The organism is Streptomyces sp. NPDC007205 (assembly GCF_040634095.1).
GTDB lineage: Bacteria > Actinomycetota > Actinomycetes > Streptomycetales > Streptomycetaceae > Streptomyces.
Window position 1 is genome coordinate 1 of sequence record NZ_JBEYEW010000015.1, and the last position, 19,439, is coordinate 19,439.

Annotated in this window: 20 protein-coding genes; 5 read left to right on the forward strand and 15 right to left on the reverse strand. The window is 73.6% G+C overall.

Annotated features, from left to right (window positions below; translation table 11 throughout):
- The 9 genes from ABZ624_RS23985 to ABZ624_RS24025 all read right to left on the reverse strand — a co-directional run.
- The coding region (locus ABZ624_RS23985) for a PfkB family carbohydrate kinase (protein ID WP_360092448.1) at positions 1 to 827 on the reverse strand (827 nt) is incomplete at its 3' end.
- A complete protein-coding gene (locus ABZ624_RS23990) occupies positions 824 to 1,525 on the reverse strand; it encodes an SIS domain-containing protein (protein ID WP_360092451.1) in 702 nt (233 codons plus the stop codon). The genes ABZ624_RS23985 and ABZ624_RS23990, both read right to left, overlap by 4 nt.
- Positions 1,522 to 2,754 (reverse strand): glycosyltransferase, encoded by a 1,233-nt coding sequence (locus ABZ624_RS23995; RefSeq protein ID WP_360092454.1) that lies wholly within the window; start codon positions 2,752 to 2,754, stop codon positions 1,522 to 1,524. Before ABZ624_RS23995 ends, ABZ624_RS23990 begins: the two co-directional genes overlap by 4 nt.
- Complete coding sequence (locus ABZ624_RS24000) at positions 2,751 to 3,713, reverse strand: glycosyltransferase (protein WP_360092457.1); 963 nt, start codon at positions 3,711 to 3,713, stop codon at positions 2,751 to 2,753. The genes ABZ624_RS23995 and ABZ624_RS24000 overlap by 4 nt, the downstream gene beginning before the upstream one ends.
- A complete protein-coding gene (locus ABZ624_RS24005) occupies positions 3,710 to 4,720 on the reverse strand; it encodes a glycosyltransferase family 9 protein (RefSeq protein WP_360092460.1) in 1,011 nt (336 codons plus the stop codon). Before ABZ624_RS24005 ends, ABZ624_RS24000 begins: the two co-directional genes overlap by 4 nt.
- The gene (locus ABZ624_RS24010) at positions 4,717 to 5,376 is read right to left on the reverse strand and encodes an HAD-IIIA family hydrolase (RefSeq protein ID WP_360092463.1); all 660 of its coding nucleotides are present in this window, start codon (positions 5,374 to 5,376) and stop codon (positions 4,717 to 4,719) included. The genes ABZ624_RS24005 and ABZ624_RS24010 overlap by 4 nt, the downstream gene beginning before the upstream one ends.
- The gene (locus tag ABZ624_RS24015) at positions 5,373 to 6,368 is read right to left on the reverse strand and encodes a glycosyltransferase (RefSeq protein ID WP_360092466.1); all 996 of its coding nucleotides are present in this window, start codon (positions 6,366 to 6,368) and stop codon (positions 5,373 to 5,375) included. The genes ABZ624_RS24010 and ABZ624_RS24015 overlap by 4 nt, the downstream gene beginning before the upstream one ends.
- Positions 6,365 to 7,999 (reverse strand): carbamoyltransferase C-terminal domain-containing protein, encoded by a 1,635-nt coding sequence (locus ABZ624_RS24020; RefSeq protein WP_360092469.1) that lies wholly within the window; start codon positions 7,997 to 7,999, stop codon positions 6,365 to 6,367. The genes ABZ624_RS24015 and ABZ624_RS24020 overlap by 4 nt, the downstream gene beginning before the upstream one ends.
- Positions 8,000 to 8,030: 31 nt before the next feature.
- Positions 8,031 to 9,038 carry an NAD-dependent epimerase/dehydratase family protein gene (locus ABZ624_RS24025; protein WP_360092472.1) on the reverse strand — a complete coding sequence of 336 codons (1,008 nt, stop codon included), beginning with the start codon at positions 9,036 to 9,038 and terminating at the stop codon, positions 8,031 to 8,033.
- 415 nt (positions 9,039 to 9,453) lie between these two features.
- Here ABZ624_RS24025 and ABZ624_RS24030 point away from each other — a divergent pair, with 415 nt between their 5' ends.
- Together ABZ624_RS24030 and ABZ624_RS24035 are read left to right on the forward strand one after the other, a co-directional pair.
- Positions 9,454 to 10,347, forward strand: coding sequence for a polysaccharide pyruvyl transferase family protein (locus tag ABZ624_RS24030; protein ID WP_360092937.1), 894 nt, complete (start codon positions 9,454 to 9,456; stop codon positions 10,345 to 10,347).
- A 401-nt stretch (positions 10,348 to 10,748) separates the two neighbouring features.
- On the forward strand, positions 10,749 to 11,312 hold the full coding sequence (locus tag ABZ624_RS24035) for a hemerythrin domain-containing protein (protein WP_360092475.1): 564 nt from the start codon (positions 10,749 to 10,751) through the stop codon (positions 11,310 to 11,312).
- A 41-nt stretch (positions 11,313 to 11,353) separates the two neighbouring features.
- Here ABZ624_RS24035 and ABZ624_RS24040 read toward each other — a convergent pair whose 3' ends face one another.
- The 6 genes from ABZ624_RS24040 to ABZ624_RS24065 form a co-directional block, all read right to left on the reverse strand.
- The gene (locus ABZ624_RS24040; RefSeq protein WP_360092478.1) at positions 11,354 to 11,725 is read right to left on the reverse strand and encodes a DUF3040 domain-containing protein; all 372 of its coding nucleotides are present in this window, start codon (positions 11,723 to 11,725) and stop codon (positions 11,354 to 11,356) included.
- A gap of 108 nt (positions 11,726 to 11,833) precedes the next feature.
- Positions 11,834 to 12,193 (reverse strand): hypothetical protein, encoded by a 360-nt coding sequence (locus ABZ624_RS24045; protein ID WP_360092481.1) that lies wholly within the window; start codon positions 12,191 to 12,193, stop codon positions 11,834 to 11,836.
- Between the two features lie 222 nt (positions 12,194 to 12,415).
- Positions 12,416 to 13,696, reverse strand: a complete 1,281-nt coding sequence (locus tag ABZ624_RS24050; protein WP_360092484.1) for an MFS transporter — start codon at positions 13,694 to 13,696, stop codon at positions 12,416 to 12,418.
- Positions 13,693 to 14,823, reverse strand: coding sequence for a PLP-dependent cysteine synthase family protein (locus ABZ624_RS24055; RefSeq protein ID WP_360092487.1), 1,131 nt, complete (start codon positions 14,821 to 14,823; stop codon positions 13,693 to 13,695). Before ABZ624_RS24055 ends, ABZ624_RS24050 begins: the two co-directional genes overlap by 4 nt.
- 97 nt (positions 14,824 to 14,920) lie before the next feature.
- Positions 14,921 to 15,388 (reverse strand): hypothetical protein, encoded by a 468-nt coding sequence (locus ABZ624_RS24060; protein ID WP_360092490.1) that lies wholly within the window; start codon positions 15,386 to 15,388, stop codon positions 14,921 to 14,923.
- Positions 15,389 to 15,472: 84 nt separating this feature from the next.
- Positions 15,473 to 16,081, reverse strand: coding sequence for a histidine phosphatase family protein (locus tag ABZ624_RS24065; protein ID WP_360092493.1), 609 nt, complete (start codon positions 16,079 to 16,081; stop codon positions 15,473 to 15,475).
- A gap of 320 nt (positions 16,082 to 16,401) precedes the next feature.
- Here ABZ624_RS24065 and ABZ624_RS24070 point away from each other — a divergent pair, with 320 nt between their 5' ends.
- The 3 genes from ABZ624_RS24070 to ABZ624_RS24080 all read left to right on the forward strand — a co-directional run bounded on the left by ABZ624_RS24070 (position 16,402) and on the right by ABZ624_RS24080 (position 19,425).
- A complete protein-coding gene (locus ABZ624_RS24070) occupies positions 16,402 to 17,067 on the forward strand; it encodes a response regulator transcription factor (RefSeq protein WP_360092496.1) in 666 nt (221 codons plus the stop codon).
- A complete protein-coding gene (locus ABZ624_RS24075; RefSeq protein WP_360092499.1) occupies positions 17,064 to 18,170 on the forward strand; it encodes a histidine kinase in 1,107 nt (368 codons plus the stop codon). Before ABZ624_RS24070 ends, ABZ624_RS24075 begins: the two co-directional genes overlap by 4 nt.
- A 106-nt stretch (positions 18,171 to 18,276) precedes the next feature.
- A complete protein-coding gene (locus ABZ624_RS24080) occupies positions 18,277 to 19,425 on the forward strand; it encodes a HoxN/HupN/NixA family nickel/cobalt transporter (protein WP_360092502.1) in 1,149 nt (382 codons plus the stop codon).
- Positions 19,426 to 19,439: the final 14 nt, after the last annotated feature.

A 19,439-nucleotide genomic window follows, 5' to 3' on the forward strand; every position in this document is an offset into this window, starting at 1 on the left:
AAACGAGCAAGGCGCTCAGGTTCCGCGCAGTCAAAGGTGACTTGGAACTTCTTGATCGCTGACATCGGTTTGTTTGATTCCTTTGGGGTCGGTACCAGCAGCGGTGTCTCGCCGTGGGAGAGCAGCGCGCCGCGCTCGCCCAGGGTCACGGCGACGGCCCGGGCCTGCCACGCCCGGACCAGGGTGCGGGCGTCCCGGGCGGCGGTGCGCAGTCCGGCCTCGTCACCCGTCCCGTCGGCGTCGTCCAGCGTGCGGGCGAAGGCGCGGGCCTCCTGGGCGGAGGGCGTGGCCAGGCGGACACCGGGGACCGGGGGCCGGCCGCGTACATGGGGGTCCCAGACCATGGGCGTCCGGGTGGCGGCAGTGGTCAGGGCGGCGCGCAGGACGTCGGCGGTGCCCCGGCCGTAGTCGGCGACCAGGACGCCGTCGGCTCCGGTCACGGCGGCCTCGGCGGCCCCCGTGGCCGCGCGGGCCCGTCCCTCGCCGTCGTCCAGGCGCAGCAGCGGCCGGTCCCCGGCCATGACCCGGGTCTTGCTGCTCAGGGTGCCGTCCAGCGGCACCTCGACCAGGTCGACACGACCGGCCATCAGCTCGCGCAGGGTGTCGCTGGCGGGGTCGTCGCCGAGCGCGGTGACGAGGGTGACCGGGCGGCCGTCGGTGGCGGCGAGGCAGGCGGCGAGGGCCGCGCCGCCGGGGCGGGAGCTGCGCCGGGTGCCGTGCACCACCGGCACGGGGGCGTCCGGGGCCAGCCGCTCGGCCCGGCCGCACAGGTCGTGGTCGAGCAGCGCGTCGCCCACGACGACCAGGCGGGTGCGCGAACTGTTCATGCGTGTCCCTTCCTCGGGGCCACGGGCGTGCCGTCCACGGACCGGCCGACCGTGCGGGCCCGGCCGACGAGCCGGCCGACGACACCCGGCCTGCCGTCCACGCCGCCGGACTCGCTGCGGTCCGCCTCCCCGCGCTCCACCGCGCTGTCGAAGGCCTCGCAGAGCATGTGCACGGCGACCAGGTGGAGTTCCTGCACGGTGGCGGCCACCGGCGCGTCCACGCACAGCGCGTCGTCCGCGCCGAGCTGGAGGGGGTTGGGGACCCGGCCGGTCAGCGCCCACACCGTCATGCCGAGCCGGTGCGCGCACTCGGCGGCGGCCAGCAGGTTGGCGCTCGCGCCGCTGGTGGACAGCAGCATCAGCACGTCCCCGGGGCGGCCGTGGGCGGCGGTCTGCCGGGCGAAGATCTCCTGGACGCCGTAGTCGTTGGCGATCGCGGTCGTGGACGAGGTGTCGGCGTGCAGGGCGATCGCGGAGAACGGGGGCCGGTCGTGGCGGTAGCGGCCGACGAGTTCGGCGGTCAGGTGCTGGGCCTGTGCCGCGCTGCCGCCGTTGCCGGCGACGAGCAGCCGGGCCCCGGAGCCGAGGCGGCGGGCGAGTTCACTGCCCCATTCCTCGATGAGGGGGCTGTGCTCGCGGAACGCGTCCAGGGCCTTGGCGAGGTCGTCGCAGTGCGTGGTGTCGTGGACGGTCTTCATCGGACGACTCCGGAGAGCGAGGGGATCGAGGACACGGCGCCGTACACCGCCGCCACGCCGTCGGCGACGCGGTCCCAGGTGTAGTGGGTCAGCACCCGCTGCCGGCCGGCGGCGCCGTACCGGGCGAGCCGGTCGGGGTCGGCGAGGAGCGCACGGACGACGGCGCCCAGGTCGTAGTCGTCGTCGGCCGGGACCAGCACGCCCGTGCTGCCGTCCACGACCGTGTCGAGCTGACCGCCGACCGCGGTGGCGACGACCGGCGTGGCGCAGGCCATGGCCTCCAGCGGGACGATCCCGAAGGGCTCGTAGCGGGGCAGCGACAGCACGAGGTCGGCGCCGGCCATCAGCCGGGGCATCCGGGCCCGGCTGATCCCGCCGAGGAGGGTGACGCGGCCGCTGACGCCGTACTCGCCGGCGACGGCGTAGAGGCGCTGGGCCTCGGGTTCGGCGCCGAGCAGATCGGCCTCGGGGCCGCCCGCGATGAGCAGTTCGGCGTCGGGGATGCCGGCCAGGGCGCGGATCGCGCGGTCGAAGCCCTTGCGGGGCACCAGCCGGCCGACGGACAGCAGCCGCCTGCGGGCACCGGCCGGGCGGGGGCGGGCGGCGGGTGCGAACTGGTCGGGGTCGACGCCGCACGGTACGACGCTGATCCGGTCCTCCGGCAGGCCCATGGCCTTCAGCTCGGCGACCTCGTCGCTGCAGGTGGCGATGATCCGGGCGCACTCGTGGCCGACGGCCTCCTCGATGGCGAGGCGCTGCGGCGGGCTGGTGTCGGCGGCGCCCTGGTAGCGCTGCTTGACCGTGCCCAGCGCGTGATAGGTCTGCACGACCGGTATGCCGAGGTCCCGGGCGCCGGCGAGGGCGGCGAGGCCCGACATCCAGAAGTGGGAGTGCACCACGTCCGGCGGGTTCTGCGACCACTGCCGGGCCAGGCAGGCTCCGAACTCGTCTATGTGCGGCAGGAGTTCGTCCTTGGGGACGGGGGCGGGCGGCCCGGCGGGCACGTGCACCACCTGCACGCCGTCGATGAGGGTCACCCGGTCCGGCAGGCTCGCCGAGTCCCGCCGGGTGTACACCGTGACCCGGTATCCCCTTCTGGCGAGCTGCCGGGCTACCTGCGCCACGTACACGTTCTGGCCGCCGGCGTCCGGCCCGCCGAGCGCGGCCAGCGGGCTGGCATGCTCGGAGACCATGGCGATGCGCCCGGCCGTGTGCGGAATGCGGCTCATCGGGTGACCTCCTTGATCAGGCGCTCCCAGTCGTCCAGGAAGCGCCGCTCTCCGTAGCGGGCCTGGGCCGCGGCCCGGGCCGCCGCGCCGGTGCGGCGGGCGAGCTCGGGTTCGGCGAGGAGGGCCCGTACGGCGTCCTCCAGTACGTCGAGACGGTTCGAGACCACCCCGGCGCCGTCGGGTATCGCCTCCCGTACCTCCGTGGTGTCGAGGGCGACCACCGGCATGCCGAGGAACATCGCCTCCAGCAGCGACAGCCCGAGCGAGGTCCAGCGCACGGGGTGCAGATAGAGCCGGCAGCGGGCCATCTCACGGTGCAGGTCGTGCTGGGGCAGGTCGCGGGCGCGGCAGCGGTCGGGGGGCAGGCCGAGGTGCTCGGCGAGCCCTTCGGTGCGCATGCCGAAGACGTCCAGGGGCGCGCAGCGGGCGAAGCGGGGCAGCAGGTCGGTGCCGGTCGTACGGCCCCTGCGCACGGGGTCGTTGACGACGACGGCCGCGCGGCGCTCGGTGCCGGTCCAGCGGTGGCCGGGGTCGATGATGCCGTGTTCGACGACCTCGGTGGGGGCGTGGCCGTTGTCCCACATGAGCCGGTTGAAGTGGGTGACGTGCACGATCGGGATCTTCGACTGCCCGGCCAGCGGGTGCCGTTGGCGCTCCGGAGTCTCATCGGGGCTGTTGTGCTCGACGTACACGGCGGGTACGTCCACGCCGGGGCGGCGGCCGGTCCAGCGCAGGGCCAGGTCGAGTTCGTGCGGCCGTTGCAGCACCATCAGGTCGATGTCGCTGTCCCACAGCTGCTTCGGGGTGCGCTCCTCGACGGTCTGGGGCCAGTCCCAGGTGACGGCACGGCCGAGTCCGTCGGGGCCGCGGTCGTCGGTGACCGGGACCAGGTAGGTGTGCGGGCCCTGCACGAAGGCGGTCAGCCATGATCCGTGCACGTGCCAGACGAGGATGTTCATGAGTGCCGCTCCTGGATGAGCTTGTGCACCGCGCGCACCACGTCCTGGCCGGTGACCTCGTCCAGGCAGGGGTGTCCGGGCACCGGGCAGGTCAGCGCCCTGGTGTTCGCGCACGGCGCCGACTGGTCGCCGAGGAGGATGGTGGGAACGCCGTACGGCGCCCAGCGCTCGGCCGGGACGACCGGCGCGAACAGCGACACGACCGGGGTGCCGACGGCGGCGGCGAGGTGGGCGGGGCCGGTGTTGGCGCTGATCACGACGTCGGCCATGCGCAGCACGCCCGCGAGGGTCCGCGGGGAGGTCCGCCCGCCGAGGTCGACGCCCACGTCCCCGCTGACGCACCGGGTGAGCACGCGCTCGTGCGGGCCGCCGGTGACGACCACGCGGTGCCCGGCGTCGGTGAGCAGGGCGACCGCGTCCGCGCACCGGTGCGGGTTCCAGGCGCGGGCGGGCGCGCTGGCGCCGGGGTGCAGGACCACGTACGGGCCGTTGCCGGTGAGGCCGCCGGTGTCCGGGGGCGGAAGTACGCGCAACCGCCCCTCGTCTCCTTCAGGCAGCCGGAAGCCCATGGCTGCGGCGGTGTCGAGCGCCGCCTCCACCTCGTGGCGACCCGGCAGCCGCCGGTGCCGTACGTCGAGCAGCCGCCCGGGGTGGTCGACGCTGTCGGCACCGATCCGGCCGACGCCGGCCAGCCGCAGCAACAGCGCGGTGGGCAGCGGGCTCTGGTGGAAGGAGGTGAGCACGAGCGCGGCGTCGAAGGCCCTGGCGCGCAGCCGGCCGACCAGGTCCTCGACGTCCTCCCGGCTCACGTCGGGCGGGTCGAAGCCCTCCCAGGGCGCCTCCCACACCAGCACCTCGTCGACCCCGGGCAGCAGCCGCGCCGCATCCGCGCCGCGCGGACCGCACAGCACGGTGACGTGCGCGCTGTGGGCGGCGACGGCACGCACGGCCGGCCCGGCGAGCAGTACGTCCCCGAAGCTGTCGAGCCGCACGACGAGAGCCCTCACGGCGACCGCCTCCTTCCCGGGCACGCCGCGTCCGACGGGGACGGCCCCGCCCGGCCCCGGGCCGCAAGGTCCCGTCCGCAGGGCCGGGTTCGGCCGAGGACCGCCGCGGCCCCCGCAGACGACCGCGCCCCCGCAGCCCCGGCGAGCGCCGCGCGCACCGCGGTGAGCACGTCAGGGGCGCTCTGGCCGGCGAAGCGCTCGGCCTCCGCCGGTGCGGTGGCCGCATTCGGTACGAGCACCCCGCGGGCGCCTGCCGCGCGTGCCGCCAGCACGTCGGCGGCGATGTCGCCGACCACCAGGCACTCGGCGGGTGCCACCCCCAGCCGGGCCGCGGCCGCGAGGACCAGGCCCGGTCGCGGCTTGCGGCAGTCGCAGCCGGCGTCCGGGGTGTGCGGGCAGAACTCCCAGGTGTCCAGGCCGCCCAGCAGGGCGTCGGCGCGCTCGTTGACGCGGCGCACGTCGTCCGCGGTGAGCAGGCCGCGTCCGATGCCGGACTGGTTGCTGACGACACCGGTGGCGAGACCGTGGGAGCGTGCGAGGGCGACGGCCGCCGCGGCGCCGGGCAGGAGCCGGACGCGGTCGGGGTCGCCGTTGTAGGGCACGTCCTCCACGAGGGTTCCGTCGCGGTCGAACAGGACGGCGGAGACAGGTTTCACCCGGTGCCTCCCAGCGGTCGTGCGTGCCGGTGGCGGACGGCTCCGCGCAGCCAGTGCCGCACGGCGAGCGGCGGTATGAGCACGCTCGTACCGAGCATCCCGGCGATCTCGCGGGCCGTACGGGGGCCGGGCAGGATGCGGGCCACGGCGAACTCGGCCGTGCCCAGCGTCCACAGGGCCGCGCAGGCGGTGGCGGCCCTGCGGCGGCCGGCCAGCGCGCAGGCGGCCGTGGCGAGGGCGGCACCGGTCACGGCCAGGTGGCGGCGCAGCCGGCCGCGGGGCGCCTGGGCGCGGTCCCACCAGTCGCGCCCGTGCAGCCGGTTCATCAGCGCGTCGTCGGCGTTGCCGCGCTGCGCGGGCAGTGAGGCCCACCAGTGCGCCGGGCGGACCGGGTGCCGGGTGATCCGCCTGCCCCGGACCAGCGACCAGCCGGCCCGCTGGACGCGCAGGGCGAGGTCGGCGTCCTCACGGAAGGCACGCGGGAAGCGTTCGTCGAAGCCGCCGACCCGGGTGAGCGCGTCGGTGCGGTACGCCATGTCGGCCGTGGCCCAGGCGGCGTTCTCCAGGCCCTTGGTGTTGCGTTCCCAGTCCGTGGGCCGGCGGTCCAGGGGCAGGGGGACACGCAGCCGTCCCTGGATGCCGCCGACCTCCTCGTCGGCCTCCAGCAGGTCCTCGGCGAGCAGCCGGGACCAGTCGGGCAGCACCTGGACGTCGTCGTCGAGGAAGACCGTCCAGGGGGTTTGGACGGTGCGCCAGCCGGCGTTGCGGGCCGCGGCCGGGCCCTTGCCGCCGGTGCGCAGGATCCGCACCCGGTCGAGCAGCGGCCCGGCCGCCCGCAGCGGCAGCTCGCCGTCGGGCGCGGGCCGGTCGTCCACCACGATCACCTCGTACGGCGGCTGCCCCGCGGCCTCGGCGAGCGCGCGCAGGCACTCGGCGAGGCAGGGGCGGCCGATCGTCGGGACGACGACGGTGTAGGCGGACACGGCGGTCATGCGAACGCCTTCCCGCGGCGGACCGCGAACGGCCCGAGCACCAGCAGGTCCACGGGTGCGGAGCCGAAGCACTCCAGGGCGTCACGCGGGTCGTCGACCATGGGCCTCCCGGCGGTGTTCAGGCTGGTGTTGACGACCACCGGCAGCCCGGTGCGCCGCTCGAAGCCATCGATCATCCGGGCGACCAGCGGTTCCCGGGCGCGGTCGACGGTCTGGATGCGGGCCGTGCCGTCGACGTGCACCACGGCCGGGATGCGGTCCTTCCAGTCGGCGGCCACGTCGTGCACGAACAGCATGTGCGGGCTGGGCAGCGGCCCGTCGAAGATCTCGGCGGCGCGCTCGGCGAGCACCATGGGGGCGACCGGCCGGAACTCCTCGCGGCCCTTGACCGCGTTGAGCCGCTCCAGGTTCTCCGCCCTGCCGGGGTGGGCGAGCAGCGAGCGGTGCCCGAGGGCACGCGGCCCGTACTCGCTGCGGCCCTGGAACCAGGCCACGATCCCGTCGGCGGCCAGCGCCTCGGCGGCGGTCTCGGCGATGTCGGCGGGCTCCTCGTACGGTACGGCCGCCCGCTCCAGCCACGACCGCAGCTCGGCGTCGGTCCAGCCCCGGCCGAGCGCGGCGGTCGGCATCGGCTCCAGGGTGTCCTTCTGGCCGGCGACATGCGCCGCCGCGCCCAGGGCCGTACCGGCGTCTCCGGCGGCGGGCTGCACCCACACGTGCCGGAAGCCGCTCTCGCGCCACAGACGGGTGTTGGCGACGCAGTTCAGCGCGACACCGCCGGCCATGGTGAGCGCGTCCTCGCCGGTGCGCTCGCGCAGCCACCGGGCGAGGGCGAGCATGGCCTCCTCCAGGCAGAGCTGGGCGCTGGCCGCGAGGTCGGCGTGGTCCTGGCTCCAGGCGCCGTCGGCCGGGCGGGGCGGGACGAGGTCGGCCCAGGGGACGGGCCGGGCGCGGAACCCGCCCTGCGCGTCGGCCTGGACGTACTCCCGCAGCCGGCCGGCGAAGCGCGGGGTGCCGTAGGAGGCGAGGGCCATCACCTTGAACTCGTCGCTGCTGCGCAGGAAGCCGAGGTGCTGGGTGAGGTCCTCGTAGAACAGGCCGAGGGAGTCGGGCAGTTGCTGGGTGCCGAGGACCGTCAGTTCGCGGTTGGTGTAGCGGCCGGCCAGGTGGGAGCCGCACTCGCCGCGGCCGTCCAGGACGAGGACGGCGCAGTCCGGGTACGGCGAGACGGGTCCGGCGGAGGCGGCGTGGGCCACGTGGTGCGGGACGAACCTGACCTTCGCCGGGTCGAGCCCCGGCAGAGCCTCGGCGAGGAAGTCCGGGGCCTGGCGTGCGTACTCCTGGCGGAGATGGTCCCAGGGGTCGTTCAAGCCCAACCGCTCGGCGGGGCGGGCGAGCGCGGGGTCGTAGGAGTAGGCGACGGCGTCCAGGTCGGACGGGGTGAGGCCGGCCTGCTCCAGGCACCAGCGGGCCGACTGCTCGGGCAGCTCCCAGGCGGAGAAGGGGACGGGCCGCTTGCCGTGCTTGCGGCGCGAGAACCGTTCCTCCTCCGCAGCCGCCACGATCTTGCCGTCCGTGATCAGGGCGGCGGCGGGGTCGTGGAAGAGTGCGTTGATACCGAGGACGTGCATGCGCTGCTCCAGTGCGGCGGGCGGTCGGGGGTCAGGACTGCGGTGCCGGGCCCTCCTCCCGTGGGACCGGTTCGGGAGGCCGGGCGGCGAAGTAGGCGATGGTCTGCTTCAGGCCCTCCTCCCAGGGGACCTGCGGCGACCAGCCGAGCAGCTCGCGCGCGAGGGTGGTGTCGGGGCGGCGCCGGCCGGGGTCGTCGACGGGCCGGTCGACGAACGCGATGGGTGAGCGGGAGCCGGTGAGGGCGACCACCCGGCGGGCCAGGTCGGCGACGGTGATCTCGTCGCTGCCGCCGATGTTCACGGGCCGCACGGACCTGCTCGCGGCAACCCGGAGGATGCCGTCGACGGTGTCGTCCACGTAGCACAGCGAGCGGGTCTGGCTGCCGTCGCCGGTCACGGTGAGCGGCTCGCCGGCCAGGGCCTGACAGATGAAGGTGGGCACCGCGCGGCCGTCGTGGGCCCGCATGCGCGGCCCGTACGTGTTGAACAGCCGCACGATGCCGGCGTTCGTGTCCTTGCTGCCGGCGTGCGCGGTGACCAGGGCCTCGGCGAACCGTTTGGACTCGTCGTACACGCTGCGCGGCCCTATGGGGTTCACATTGCCCCAGTAGCCCTCGTGCTGCGGGTGCACCAGCGGATCGCCGTAGACCTCCGAGGTGGAGGCGAGCAGGAGCCGCGCGCCGTCGCGTTCGGCGATCGCGAGCGCGTTGCGGGTGCCGAGGCTGCCGACGTCCATGGTCTCCAGCGGCAGGCGCAGGTAGTCGGCGGGCGAGGCCGGGCAGGCGAAGTGCAGGACCAGGTCGTACGGCCCCGTCAGCGACTCCACGCAGTCGGCGTCGGAGACGTCGCAGTGCACGTACCGGAAACCAGGCCGGTCCTCGAGCTGGGCGACGTTCTCGCGCCGCCCGCAGGCGAGATTGTCGGCACAGTCGACTTCGACGCCCGAATCCAGCAGGCTCTCGCACAGATGGGAGCCGAGGAAGCCGGCGCCGCCGGTCACGAGGGCGCGCCGCCAGGAAAACGGTGTGTCACCAGTCATGGGGGCCATTCCTTCGTCCACGTCGTCGCGCCCGTGTGGAACGCTCCTGGCTGGGCTGTCGCAAGGCTCCTGCCTGGGCGTTCGGCGCGTACCGCGTCGCCGGGCCGATCTCGTCGGCCCACTGAGGGAAGCACGGGGAGAAAGCAGAGAGAAAGCAGAGACATCTCTGCACAGGGCACGGGTCCCGCTGGTCCGGAGGACCGCCCTGCTCGGCCGCCGCTGGCTGGACGGCACTGGCAGCTGAGTGCCCCTACCAGTTGGTTTCACACATTGGATTCTTATTGTCCGGAAGCAGGGGTACTCGCGCGACTCCGACGGCGGTCCCTGGGCGGGCGGCTCGGGAAGACGCTGGTCAGCGACGTCTTCGAGAGGTCCGCAAGAGCCGCAGCGAGGCAGGAGAGGGCTGGTGAGGGACATGGACGACGACCTCACGGCCGGCTTGCTGCGCATGGTGCGCGGGTCCGGCCGGCCTCCCGGGCGGGTTCTGCTGACGGGCTGGTTCAGCTTCCGGGACGGGGAGGCGACGGCCGGGGACACCCTCGCGCAGCGGCACGCGTCGGCCGCACTGACCCGGGCGGGCATCCCGCACGACACGGCGTGGAGCCCCGGCTTCCGTCCCGGCGCGCTGTCCTTGGAGGCGGCGCGGCCGGAGGCGTACGACACCGTGCTCTTCGTGTGCGGTCCGGTGCACGGGCCGCAAGTCGCCGGACTGCATGCCAGGTTCGGGACCTGTCGGCGACTCGCCGCCGGTGTCTCGGTCGTCGATCCGGCGGATCCCGCGGCCACCGGTTTCCACGAGATCATCGCCCGGGACGGCACCGCGGCCCCGGCGCGGCACGATCTCGCGGCAGCGGCCCCGGCGGGCCCGCTGCCGCCCGTGGCCGGGGTGCTGCTCTCCCAGGGGCAGGGCGAGTACGGCGCGCGCCGCCGGCACGAGGAGGTCAACACGCGGCTCACCCGCTGGCTGTCCGGGAAGGACTGCGCCCGCGTCCCGGCCGACACCCGGCTGGCCACGGACGACTGGCGGCTGTGCGCGACGGCCGAGCAGTTCCTCGCCCTGGTCTCCCGCTTCGACGTCGTCGTCACCACCCGGCTGCACGGCCTGGTGCTCGCCCTGCGCACCGGCACGCCGGTGATCGCCGTGGACCCGGTCGCGGGCGGCGCCAAGGTCACCGCCCAGGCGCGGGCGGTGGGCTGGCCCGCGCTGGTGGACTCGGGGGCGCTCGACAAGGAGTTGCTGGACCACTGGTGGCGGTGGACGCTGTCGGAATCGGGCCGCACGGCCGCGGCGCGCCACTCGATGCGCTGACTCGGCGACCGACCGAGAGCACAGCCGACCGGGCCGGCCGAGCCGACCGAGCCGACCGAGCCGGGCAGGGTGGGCACGGCCGTCACGGCCCGTTCGCTCACTGCGCCGACCTGGCGGCTGCCGGGGTCGGCCGGACGGCCGCGTGCCGTTGGCCTGTTGCGCGGACCCGGCGGCTACCCGAGCCGGACTGGACGACCGCGGCACAGCCGTTCGCGCGGCGACAGCCGTACCTCGTCGTGCAATCTCCCTCATGCAACCCGAGTCGGCCGGACGGCCGCAGTCAGCCACCCGTTGCACTGACCCGGCGCCGACGGGCCGTGTAGCGCGCCGCGCGCGGGGCACTCGGCGCGGCGACGGCAGGCCGTCATGGGCCGCCGCGATGTCTCGCAGGAGGTAACGACATGGGTCACGGCGGAAACGTCATCCAGGAGCTGACGACCGACCACCGCGAGGTCGAGGAGATCTTCGGCCGTATCGAGGCGCTGCCGCCCGGCTCCAAGGACCGCAAGAACCTCGCCGACCAGGCCACGATCGAGCTGGTGCGCCACTCGGTCGCGGAGGAGGCCTATCTGTACCCGGCGGTGCGCGAGCACATCTCCGGCGGGGACGCCCTGGCCGACAAGGAGCTCGAGGATCACGCCAAGGCCGAACAGATCATGAAGGACCTGGAAGGCCTGCAGGCGGACGATCCGCAGTTCGACACGCTGATGGCGCAGCTGATGAGCGAGATCCGCTCACATGTGACGGACGAGGAGCAGAACCTCTTCCCGCGGCTGGAGGGCGCCTGCCCCGCCGACGCGCTGATGGAGCTGGGCGACAAGGTGCGCCGGGCGAAGAAGATGGCCCCCACCCGCCCGCACCCTTCCGCACCGGACACTCCCCCGGCCAACAAGCTCCTGGCCCCGGGCGCCGGCCTCGTGGACCGCATGCGCGATGCGCTGACGGGTCGAGGCAAGGAGAGCTGACAGCAGCGGGTGGCGGTGGCCGGGGCAGCCTGAGGACAAAGTCAGAGCCACGGCTGATGCCCCCGTGCGCCGCCGTGAAAGCCACGCCCGCCTCCGCTCCCCCTGTGGGACCGGAGGCGGGTCGTGCGGCAGAGGAGACGGAAGGCCTGGAGGAGGGTCAGGGGCCACAGGAGAGCGAAGCAGCCGAGCAGCGCGGGGTCCGAGGTGCGGATGCCCATGACGGCCACGAACGCCGAGGCGATGCCCAGCAGCAGTACGGCCACGGGCAGCCAGGCCCCGCGGTGGCTGTCCCCCATGCGGCGCGCGAACCGGCGGTCCTGCCGGAGGTCGGTCTCGATCTGCAGCAGCACCAGCCGTTCGCGCGGCGACAGCCGTACCTCGTCGTGCATCTCCCACATCTCCCAGTCGTCCACGGCAACGGCACCTCCTCCGCCGGTCGGCGGCTTCCGTCCCCGGACGCCCGAGTTCCCCCGACGGCCCGGCCGATGCGGGCCGCGGTCGCCCCGCGCCCCGGGCGGCTCTCACCCAGCGGGCCTGAACAGCACCGACCGGAAGTGCAGCGTGTCCGGGGAACCGGGGGCACCGGGTGCGAGGGTGGTCCTGGTGCCCTCGCAGTTCCTGCCCTCGTACACATCGGCATAGGCGTTGGTGGCGTTGTGCGGGGCGTCCGCATACGTGCCCGAGTCCGCGGAAGACCCCAATTCGGGAACGTTGATGCAGTCGTTCAGGGCCGGGTCTTCCAGCGTTCCGGTGTGACGGCCGCCCTCCTCGACAAGGCCGTAGTCGAGTGCGCCGTCGGCCCCCGCATGTGCGGAGGCGGATACGGAGAGGACAAGGGTGACAGCACTCGCGACGGAGAGCAGCGCTGTGCGCAGGCGCATGAGGTTCCCTTCGGGGGGTGGGTTCCGGGCCGGTCCTGGGCGGGTCCCGGGTCGGTCTTCCCATGGTGCTGGTGCCCGGCCCGGAAATTCGCCGATGGCGCTGTTCAGGGGTTTGTTCCACCCTCGGGGGTGAAGGCGCCAACGGGCGACGGCCGCTGACGCCGTGCAGCCTCGGCCGGGGGCGCACGAACCACGTCCACGGTGTCGAACCCGGTCACCCCGTCACGAGGCAACCGCCGTGAGTTCCCGCTCGGTTCGCACCGTCAGCCGGCCCGAGCGCGCCAACAGGCCCACGCAACCGGCGCAGATGCCGCCCGTCGCCGCGAACGCCCACCACGTCAGCTCGGGGCGTCCCAGGCGGTCGGCAGCGTCCCAGACGGCGCCCGTGGCCAGGTTGCCCAGGGTGATGCCGAGGCCGGCGACGGTGTTGTACAGGCCGTAGTGGGTGGCGACCAGGCGTCCGCGTGCGAGGGAGACGACGGTGTCCATCTCGAAGGGGTAGACCATCGCGGTGCCCAGCCCCAGGAGGGTGACCGCCGCGAGGAGCGGCGTGAGCGCGGCGGCCCAGGTCAGGGGGTTCGAAGCCCGGGTGACCGGTGTGGTCCCGAGGAGCAGGGGCAGGAAGGCCGCGCCCATGAGCGCGATGCCGTACACCATGGCGCGCTGGGGCGACCAGTGGGCCTTGGCCCAGGCGGTGATCTTCAGCTGGCCGGCCACGGAGACCGCGGCCGAGACCGCGAACAGCGCCGTGGTCACCGCGTCGCCGCTGTCCGGGGCGGCGCGGTGCGCCTGCAGCGGCAGCGCCAGGTACACCTGGAAGGAGAGGACGTACGAGCCGATCATGGCGAGGGAGAAGAGGAGGAACGGGCGGTTGGCGACGACCGTGCGCCAGTCGGCCAGCACGCCGTCGGGCTCGGCCTGCGGCGTACCCGTGCGGGCCGGCAGCAGGCGCAGCTGGACCAGTGTCAGCGCCAGGAACAGCATCGCGGCCACCGAGCAGATGAGCCGGAAGTCGGCGGCCAGCAGGGCGAGCCCCACCAGGGGGCCGACGAACATCCCGGCCTGGTAGAAGACGTTGAAGGCGGCGAACGCCGCCATGCGGCGCTCCCCCGCCGCCTCGGCCAGACAGGCGCGAACGGCGGGGTTGAACAGCGCGCCGGCGAAGCCGGTCGCCGCCGACGCCACGATGAGCGCGGGGAGCGAGCCGACGCAGCCCAGCAGGCCGAAGCCGACCGTCCGCAGCACGCACCCGGTCATGATCACGGGCTTGTGGCCGAGCCGGTCGGCGAGCGTGCCGCCGAGGAGGAACATGCCCTGCTGGGTGAAGGTGCGCACCCCGAGCACCAGCCCGACCGACCAGGCGGCCAGGCCCAGGCCGTCCGCGAGGTGCACGGCCAGATAGGGCATCAGCATGTAGAAGGCCGTGTTGATGGTGAACTGCTGGACCATCAGGAGTCGGACACAACCGTTGAACGAACGGAACTGCGCGGCAAGGGACTTCATCGCGCCGCTCCCTCGGGTGCGGTGACGGTCGTGCAGCGGGTCCAGCGCTCCACCACGCACTCGGCCGGGTCGGCGATCTCGTCCGGCTCGGATGCCGGGGAGCGTCGCAGCAGGTGGTGCCGGCGACAGTAGTCGTCGCTGTAGACCGTGTCCCAGTAGCGGTGCACGCCGTCGGGGAAGACGGCGGCGATCCTGGTCCGCTCCGGCTCGGTACGGACCAGCCAGTTCGCCACGAGTGCCACGGCGCCCACGCTCCAGCCACCGCTGGCGCAGTGGCCGCGGGCCAGCCTGCGGGAGGCCCACACCGCCTCCTGCGGGGCCACCCAGTGCACCTCGTCGAAGGCGGCGTGGTCGACGTTCCGCGGGTGGATGCTGCTGCCCAGTCCGCGCATCAGACGGGGGCCGTCGGGCTGGCCGAAGACGGTGGAGTGCACCGAGTCGACGCCGACGAGCCTGAGCTGCGGGTTGAAGGCGCGCAGCGTGCGCGCGACACCGGCCGAGTGGCCGCCGGTGCCGACGGCCGCGACGAGGACGTCGACCCGTCCGAGCTGGACGACGAGTTCCAGAGCCAGTGAGGCGTAGGCCGCGGTGTTGTCGGGGTTGTTGTACTGGTCGGGGCACCAGGCCGCCGGCGTGCGGGCGAGCAGCTCGCTCACGCGCCGGCGACGTGCCTCCTGCCAGCCGCCCCGGGGGGCGGGCTCGGTGACCACGTCCACGTGGGCTCCCAGCGCGCGCAACTGGTGCACCATCAACGGCTCCATGCCGGGATCCGAGACGACGGTGACCGGATGGCCGTAGGTGATGCCGGCCAGTGCCAGGCCGAGGCCGAGGGTGCCGCTGGTGGACTCGATGATCGGGGCGCCCGGCGGTAGGGCGCCTCGCTTTCGTGCGGCGTCGACCATGTGGAGGGCCGCGCGGTCCTTGATTCCTCCGGGGTTGGCGCCCTCCAGCTTGGCCCAGAAGCCGCGGCCCGGCGGGTTGAAGGGCTCCCCGACCCACAGGACAGGGGTGTTGCCGACCATGCCGGCCGGTGACCGGCGGGGGGCTCCAGCCGGTTCGGGAAGGTCGTGTGCCGCGAGGAAGGACGTGACGTCGTGCGAGGTGACGCCGCGCAGGGCAGTGCTCATGGTGGGGGTCCTCTCGTGGCTCCGCTGCCGCGGGAGCCACGTGTCTGCCGTACGGGTGGATGTGCCGGAGGGCCCGGCGTTCTGCCGGGCGGCACCGTCAGGTACGGCTGACGCACACGAGGTTGAGCAGGTGGGAGCCGCAGGGGCCGCGTACGGGGTCTGGACTCACTCCCCCCGGCGGGGCACCCTGCGGTACGACGTCCACGGCGCGATGACGCAAGGAGAGCAGCGCGAGCAGTGTGTACGCGAGGAGCACGGCCCCGGCCGTGACGCGCGGCCCGGCGGGCAGGTCCGCGGGATCGCAGCACAGGCTGTCATGGCCGGGGTGTTCGCGCGCTCCGTGACCCGGGTCGCCGTCCTCCGCCGCTTGCCGGACGGACCGCAGCACGGCCGCTCCGGCTGCCTCGGGTGCCGCCGACATGGCCACCGGTGCGTCGTGCGCGTGGCCGTCGGCAAGGTGCCCGGCACATGCGGCAGCGTGGGACAGGAGCAGCAGCACCAGTCCCAGGAGGAGAGCGGGGGCCGGCTTGCGCGCCCCCGCGCGGCCGGCAGATTCCTGCGGCATGCGACAGATGGTAAGCGGGCGATCACGCTCCGACGGCTTGCGTCCACGTATGGGCGAAGGACGAGTGTCGGGGAGCCCCCTCCGTCACGCCCGCAGCGCGGCCCGGTGCTGGGCGGTGTCGGACACCGGCCGGCGCTTGGGTGCGGGGAATATGGTGGCCGGCTGGATGCTCCAGACGCCACGGTGACGCGTGAGGCAGACGGCGTGCCAGGGCGATATCCGGAGTTGCCAGAAGGCTCGTGCGGGCGCGGACAGGCCGTGTACGAGGAGGGCCCGCCACACGGCCGGTTCGACGATGGCCACGGCGTGGCCGGTGTCGGCAGGCAGGCCGGTGAGCCAGAGCCCGGTCCGGTGGCAGAGCTGGCGTACGGTTTCGCCGCCGTGGGGGGCGGCATCCGGGTCGGTGAGCCACGCGCTGTATCCGTCGGGGTCCGCGGCGACGATGTCGGCCGCGGTGCGGCCGCGCCATGTGCCGGGGTCCAGGTCGCGCAGTGCGGGCTCCGCCGTGGCCCTCAGTGCGAGGGCTGCGGCGGTTCGTGCGCAGCGGCTCGTGGGCGACCGCATGGCCGGGGTGTCGGGGCCGAGCGTCGTCAGGACGGTGCTCACTCCGTCGATGCCGCAGTCACCGGGCAGAGCGGGCCCGAAGGTCGCGTCTGCGGGGTGCGCGCACACCAGTGTCAGGCTGATCGTCATGCGGCTGCCCTCCTCATGCGGCCCGGCGTGACGTGGCCGGGGTGCGGCACCGCCAGGCCGATGCCGCTGGGCCGTCGGGCCGGCCCCCTTGCGGCGGCAGCGGGCGGTCTCCACCGGCGCCACCTCGGTCCGACTCGTCGCGTTCCACGTTCTCCAGGGTTCGTGAACCCGGTCGCCGTAACCATCCGGCAGCAGGCCGGAGCGTCCCCGCCGACCGGCCGGCCCCGGCCCCGCCACCTGGCCGGTGGTCCGTCTCGGGAAGCGGGGCGCTGCTCGGCGTGGTACGACGGACGGTGATCCGACGGCGAGTGGGAGCGTGCGTGGTCCGGGTACTGGTGGTCGACGACGAGGCCCTGATCCGTACGGGCTTCCGGTGCATCCTGGACGCCGCGGACGATCTGGAGGTCGTGGCGGCGGTTCCCGGCGGGGAGGCGGTACGGACGGCGCGGGAGACGCGCCCGGACGTCGTGCTGCTGGACATCCGCATGCCGGACGTGGACGGGCTGTCCGTCCTGGCCGAGCTGCGCCGGCTGCCGCAGCCTCCGGTGGTGGCCATGCTCACGACGTTCGACATGGACGAGTACGTGACCACGGCCCTGCGCTGCGGGGCGGCGGGCTTCCTGCTGAAGGACACCGACCCGGAGCAGCTGCCGTTCCTCGTGCGCGCCCTGGCCGACGGGGGAACCGTCCTGTCGTCCAAGGTCACGCGGACCGTCGTGGACGGATACCTCGAGGCCAGCTGCCAGGGACCCGCCACCCGCGGCCTGGACCGGCTGACCGAGCGCGAACGCGCCGTGCTCGTCCTGATCGCCGCGGGACTGTCCAACGCGGACATCGCCGCCCGGATGCACCTGGGCACCGGCACGGTGAAGGACCATGTGAGCGCCATCCTCACCAAGCTGGAGGTCGGCAGCCGCGTCCAGGCAGCCCTGGTCGCCGAACGCGCCGGACTCCTCAGACCGTCCCGAGACCTGGAGCCGGGATGATGCCCCGCCGCCTGGCCGGCGCACTGCGTGATGCCGGCTTCGTCGGCGCCGCACTGCTGGACGTCTGGGTGCATGTCGGCGTGGACGAGCCGATGCGCATGGGCTTGGCCCTGGCCGCCGCCTGCCTGCTTCTGCTGCGCCGACGCCGGCCGCTGCCGACCTTCCTGCTCACCTTGCCCGCTGTCCTGCTGTCGGACGCGACGTTCGCCGCGCTGGCGGCGCTGTACACCCTGGCCACGCGCACCCGGAGCCGGATGCTGCTGGCCGTGTGCGCCATGGCGTACACGCTCTGCGACATGACCTCCTGGTCGCCGCCGCCGCATCTGGATCTGTGGACCGCCTCGGCGTTGATCACTCTGGGCTATACCGCGGCGACGGCTGCGGCGCCCGTCTTCCTCGGCCAGCTGGTTCAGGCCCGGTGTGATCTGTCGCTGCGGCTGGCCGAGATCTCGCAGGCCCGGGACCATGAGCGGCGGCTGAGCGCACAGGCCGTCCTGGCCGAGGAGCGCGCGCAGCTGGCACGCGAGATGCACGATGTGGTCGCCCACCAGGTGAGCCTGATCGCGGTGCGGGCGGGTGCGCTGCAGGTCGGCACGCGGGACGCCGAAGCGAGGGAAGCCGCAGCCACCATCCGGCGACTGAGTGTGCAGACGCTCGACGAACTGCGGCACATGGTCAACGTCCTGCGTGACTCCCGCGGCCGCCCCGGGGAACTGACCCCGCAGCCCTCCCTGGCCGGCCTACGGCGGCTGATCGACGCCAGCGGTATCGACACCGACCTGACGACGGATCTGCCCGCCGACCTTCCGCCGGCCCTGCAGCGCGCCGTCTACCGCACCGTCCAGGAAGCGCTGACCAACGTACGCAAACACGCACCCGGCGCCGCCGTCACCGTTCACGCCCGCCGCAAGGGCGACGTCGTTCGTGTCACGGTCGGCAACAGCGTGCCGACCCGGCCCGCCCTGCCCCTGCCCAGTGCGCACTACGGCCTGGTGGCCCTGCGACAGCGTGCCGCCCTCCTCGGCGGCACCGTCACGTTCGGACCCACCGCCGACGGCGGCTGGGAGGTCCTCCTGGAGCTGCCGATCGAGCCGGCATCGTGACGTCCGAACCCGGTGAGAAAGCAGCCCTCCTTGCTGCATAAGATTCGCATCTGAAGAATCAGCGCAGTAAGGCTTGGCCATCGACGTCGTCCCGAAAGGGCTGCCCATGAGCACGACCGCCACATCCGTCCGGCCGAACCGGCGGTTCGACCGGGGCGAGATACGCCGCCTGGTGGCGATGTACGGCTTCGTGGCCGCGCTGCACGTCGCGGGCTTCGGGTTCTTCGCCTACTACAACGCCCGGTACCACGACATCGCCGACAGTCAGGGCACGCTCCTGTACGCCGGGGCGGCCGGACTCGCGTACACCCTCGGCATGCGCCACGCATTCGACGCCGACCACATCTCGGCGATCGACGACACCACTCGCTACCTGCTGCAGAAGGGCAAGCGTCCGCTCGGACTGGGACTGGCGTTCTCGCTCGGCCACTCGTCCGTCGTGTTCGGCCTGTCCCTGGGCATCGCCTTCGCCGCGCAGGCGGCGAACCGCTTCCAGGCCGGCTTCGCCGAGATCGGCGGGGTGATCGGCACGCTGGTCTCCGGTGTGTTCCTCTACGCCATCGCCGCCATGAACCTGGCCGTGCTGCACGGCATCTACCGCACCTGGCGGGAGGCGAAGCAGGGCCGTCACCGGCCCGAGGAACTGGAGCAGCTGCTGTCCGACCGCGGCCTGATGAACCGGGTCTTCAAGGGCCGCTACAACAAGCTCATCGAGCACAGCTGGCAGCTGTACTTCGTGGGCGTCCTCTTCGGCCTGGGCTTCGACACCGCCACCCAGGTCGGCGCGCTGGGCCTCGCGGCGGGCTCGGCCGCGGACGGCACGCTGCCGCCGCTCGCCATCATCGCGCTGCCCCTGATCTTCGCGGCCGGCATGAGCCTGATGGACACCACCGACGGCGTCTTCATGGCGAAGGCGTACGAGTGGTCGTTCTCGAACCCGGTGCGCAAGATCTACTACAACCTCACGATGACCGGCCTGTCGATCTTCGTGGCGTTCGTCGTCGGCACGGTCGAACTGGTCTCCCTGCTCGCGGAGCGGCTCGGCGCCGCCGACCGCGCGCCGTGGTCATGGCTGGCCGCCGTCGACCTCAACACGATCGGCATCGTCATCGTGGTCACCTTCCTGGTGACCTGGATCGGCGCCGTCGCGCTGTGGAAGCTGCGCCGCTACGACGAGCGGTATCCCGCGCACTCAAGCCTCTCGCTCTCGTCGGCACCACAGCCCGCTCCCTCGCCTTCCCCTGACCACGGCTGACCGGCTGATCGGGC